Annotated in this window: 6 protein-coding genes; 1 reads left to right on the top strand and 5 read right to left on the bottom strand. The window is 40.1% G+C overall.

Annotation, left to right across the window (positions count from 1 at the left end):
• Positions 1 to 47 precede the first annotated feature (47 nt).
• The 4 genes from I4641_RS23460 to I4641_RS23445 all read right to left on the bottom strand — a co-directional run bounded on the left by I4641_RS23460 (position 48) and on the right by I4641_RS23445 (position 1527).
• Positions 48 to 431: a hypothetical protein gene (locus I4641_RS23460; protein ID WP_229643005.1), complete on the bottom strand. Its 384-nt coding sequence runs from the start codon at positions 429 to 431 to the stop codon at positions 48 to 50.
• A 114-nt stretch (positions 432 to 545) separates the two neighbouring features.
• Entirely contained in the window at positions 546 to 956 is a 411-nt protein-coding gene (locus I4641_RS23455; protein ID WP_229643004.1) for a GNAT family N-acetyltransferase, read from the bottom strand.
• Positions 957 to 962: 6 nt separating this feature from the next.
• Positions 963 to 1376 (bottom strand): hypothetical protein, encoded by a 414-nt coding sequence (locus tag I4641_RS23450; protein WP_229643003.1) that lies wholly within the window; start codon positions 1374 to 1376, stop codon positions 963 to 965.
• Positions 1363 to 1527 carry a metal-dependent hydrolase gene (locus I4641_RS23445; RefSeq protein WP_229643002.1) on the bottom strand — a complete coding sequence of 55 codons (165 nt, stop codon included), beginning with the start codon at positions 1525 to 1527 and terminating at the stop codon, positions 1363 to 1365. The genes I4641_RS23450 and I4641_RS23445 overlap by 14 nt, the downstream gene beginning before the upstream one ends.
• Positions 1528 to 1746: 219 nt before the next feature.
• Between I4641_RS23445 and I4641_RS23440 the strand changes: the two genes are divergently transcribed.
• Positions 1747 to 2847: a peptidase M42 gene (locus I4641_RS23440; RefSeq protein WP_229643001.1), complete on the top strand. Its 1101-nt coding sequence runs from the start codon at positions 1747 to 1749 to the stop codon at positions 2845 to 2847.
• 60 nt (positions 2848 to 2907) lie between these two features.
• On the opposite strand, the gene I4641_RS23435 is transcribed toward I4641_RS23440, so the two are convergent.
• Positions 2908 to 3324, bottom strand: coding sequence for a hypothetical protein (locus I4641_RS23435; protein ID WP_229643000.1), 417 nt, complete (start codon positions 3322 to 3324; stop codon positions 2908 to 2910).
• Positions 3325 to 3509: the final 185 nt, after the last annotated feature.

The raw sequence follows: 3509 nt of genomic DNA, 5'->3' as shown, positions 1-3509 counted from the left end.
CTCTCTGAATCCTTTGTCATATCTGAATTGTAAAGGTTGTCTCCCCGTCAGGAATCTAAATTAAATTGAGCCTGTTTGAGTGCTGCCAGTTCTGATTGAAACTTGGGTACTGGGACGGATTTTAGTTCTCTCAGGGGTAATTTTGCGCGGTTGAGAGAGGATGTTAATCGCTGCTTTTTGGCTTCTAGTTTGGTCTTTTCAGTAGTGCGATCGCTGATGATATCTCCGACATTAATTCTCTGTCCTTCTTCTACCTTCAAGTCCGATAGTTGGATTAATACGAGGGTGATGGTGTGACGATTGCGTTTATAGGTGGTTTGTTCTTGGGTGACTGTTGAGTTTGCCTGTAGATCGGTATTGTTGGCATTGAGGAAAGCATAAACCCCAATGCCTAAAAGTAAGTAGCCCAATAGTTTGTACGTTCGCTTCATCACAGTTCACAAAGTTTGGTCATCTGTTTCTGTCTTAGTCTATTGGGTTGGGGTTTGGGTGTAATTTGAGTTCGGAGACGGGCGATCGCGATTGAGGAGCAATTGTTAATCTTTTTAGGGAGTTAATGGCTCTCTAGATTTGATTGTCCATGCTGAATTATGAGGATTAAAGCCTATTTTAGGATAATATTCTACAGCTTTGGGGGCTGATAACAAGATCAAAGTGGTATTATCACCTAATTGCTGCTTTGTTAGTTCAATCAATTGTTTTCCAACGCCACGATTTTGATATGTAACATCAACTGCTAAATCTGATAAATAGCAGCAATATTCAAAATCTGTAACCGATCTTGCAATACCAACTAATTTGTCATTGTCCCATGCCGTACATACAAGATCGGCATTTTTAATCATGGCTTCCAGTGTTCTGAAGTTTTCAATTGGTCTTCTTTCACCTAAAGTCGAACGTATTAATATATCGCGAAACTCAGATGTTGTTATGTTTCTAGATGTTTCAAATTGCATAAAATTCTAGATATGATACTTCGCTCTTGGCTGTACTATTTTAATTTCTATCGTACCTACCGCATACTGTTCTCTCAAAAGTGCGATCGCCCGTTCCAAATTACAATACTCAAACTTAATCCTATTCCCCACTAACTCAGCCGTAGCCATTTGATTCGGCTCGGTCGCTATCTTCACATCTTCAGGAAAATCTACCGTCAGTTCACCATTAAGAAATATGTCAGCATCAGGATAAGTTTGCTGTAGTTCTTCAAGAGTAGCGATCGCATCTTCATCATTAAAACTAAGATTCTTAATCTCAGTAGTGGCAGCTTCCTTTACGACCGTAGTAACTTTGCTAGTAATTATCTGTTCTCCAGTCTTATAAACTCCCTTACCATTACTTACGATAAACTCCTTGCCTTCATTACCAATAATCAAATACTTGCCATCGGCACTTGGTGCTAGTGGTGGTGTCGATGTCGGGAAGCTGTGAGCCGAGAATAGCCAAACCCAAGGGTAAAGGTGCTGCTGTTCCCAAGATTAAAGATGTTCCAGAGAGTGCGATCGCACAATGAGTTATAGCTAACATCGGTGGTAAAGGGTGGAGTTACTTTACCAGTCTGGATTTTGGTAGAGCGATCGTCAGTTAGTCGGGTCACTTTAGTACCTTATCTATTAAGAAAAGTAATTAACAAAAAAGTTATTAACGCTTCTAGTATCGAACAGCACAGAAAATTAAATAAGTAGAGTTTTACTGTAGAAACGATAGCTTTAGTTTTTTCTATATACGTAACTGCTATTCGTTGCAATGAAAACTTATACCTCGACCGTCACAGAAAATCGACATCAAACTAAGCAAGCTGTCACCAACTATTCGGAATTAAATGACTTTTTTAATATTTTACGGCTGCTGATTCGCGAACCCTCTGTAGTTGGTTGCGAAGATTCTTTTTTCCGTGTCTTGAGTCGAGAATTAGAAGAAATTGGAGTAAAGGTTGAATATTATTACGGTGTTCTAGTAGCACAAGGAAGTAAACCCCACGATCTTATTCTCTCGGCACATATTGATCGCCACGGCTTGTTGTGTACGGGAGCAAACGAATTTCAATATGCAGCTTTTATTGCTAGCAATCGCGGAGATTTGACGGGAGATTCTGTTTCCGAACAGATGATGCACACGATTGAAAATCGCTTTGTCGGACAAGCAGTACAAGCACATCTACCCTACACGGGAACTTATTTAGGTCAGGCACACATTATCAATTCTTATATTTGTCCTACAAGAAACAATTTAATCTTTGAATTAGACGGTTTAGATTTTGTGCAGCCTGGTACACCAATTTCTTTTCTAGACCGCCTCAAAATAGAAAATGGCTGTATTTCTGCTCAAATAGATAACGCGATTAGTGCAGCTATGATAATTCATCTATTCAGACTTGGTTTTGAAGGTACAGCCCTATTTACCGCCCAAGAAGAAGCAGGAAAAAGTTGGCGTTACGCTATGAGTTGGTTTCAACGTCAACAACTAACTACCCAGCGTCTAATTGTTTTAGATACCAGTCCTTATCCCGATCGCGAAGCAGCCGAAATACAGCAAGTTGTTTTGCGTCGTCGGGATGCTAATGGTTTTTTTGCGAGGGAACTAACTACAGAACTAGAACACAAGTGTCAAGCAATGGGATTTTCTTATTCTTATAAGGATGCTTATATAAAAGCACAAAACAAAGAACGGGGAACATCTTATTCTCTCGGTCGAACTGAGTTAGGACGACTGGTGACAGCTAGCAACGGCGAGATTAATGGAACAACTTTGCAAATTCCTTCTACGGAATACCATACCCCCAACGAAACTGCTGCAATTGATGCGATCGCTGCGGTGCGACACTTGTTAATGTCTTATATAGCTTAAGTTTTGGGTTGTAGACTACACCTACGCTTCTTCACTCTATCTATACTACCTACATCTTAATCATTGACCTAACCTTTTCCTCGCACCCTTCACACTACCTAACTGCTTCAGTGCCATACCCGTCACCAGACAAACACCACCTGTAATATACAGTCCCTTATTACCAGTTCCCATACCGATAAATCGCACAATGCCAAAAGCCATCAGTGCAGCAATAATTATGGGCATGATGACCACGTAGTTCGTATGTTCGGGTTTATCCTGCTTCAGCCCCAGTTTTTCATTCTTGATGATTTTCCGAGCTAACATTGGATTTCTACCTGCCAATGGTTGAAGTTCTGCCAGACGAGATTTATCGATGTTTAATCCCTGTCTCTGTGCCTCAACTTCCATCACTTCACGAATATGGCGATCGCTTGGTAATTCCAATTCAATCTCCAATATATCGAGTTGACGACTCTCACCGTTAACCGACAAGCGGTTTAACGGGAGATTCTAACACTCACGTTGTTAGATTTCTGCTTCATTTCCTCTTAACTAGATACGACTAAAGCCATAAGCTTAGACGTATTTACATTGCATTAACTAAATCACCTTTATTTTTTATTTTTTTACTCCAATTGATAGTTAAACCTCCTTCATTTAGAAGATTGTTGACTACT

Origin of the sequence: Waterburya agarophytonicola KI4, from assembly GCF_020640915.1 — a bacterium.
In the GTDB taxonomy this organism is placed as follows: domain Bacteria; phylum Cyanobacteriota; class Cyanobacteriia; order Cyanobacteriales; family Xenococcaceae; genus Waterburya; species Waterburya agarophytonicola.
The sequence above is the reverse complement of the archived record's forward strand: the minus strand, read 5'-3'. Positions and strand labels throughout refer to the sequence as shown.

Excerpts from the sequence above, each read along its gene's own strand:
- I4641_RS23440 (WP_229643001.1), top strand. The coding sequence starts at position 1,747 with ATGAAAACTTATACCTCGACCGTCACAGAAAATCGACATCAAACTAAG.
- I4641_RS23445 (WP_229643002.1), bottom strand. The coding sequence starts at position 1,527 with ATGTTAGCTATAACTCATTGTGCGATCGCACTCTCTGGAACATCTTTA.
- I4641_RS23460 (WP_229643005.1), bottom strand. The coding sequence starts at position 431 with ATGAAGCGAACGTACAAACTATTGGGCTACTTACTTTTAGGCATTGGG.
- I4641_RS23455 (WP_229643004.1), bottom strand. The coding sequence starts at position 956 with ATGCAATTTGAAACATCTAGAAACATAACAACATCTGAGTTTCGCGAT.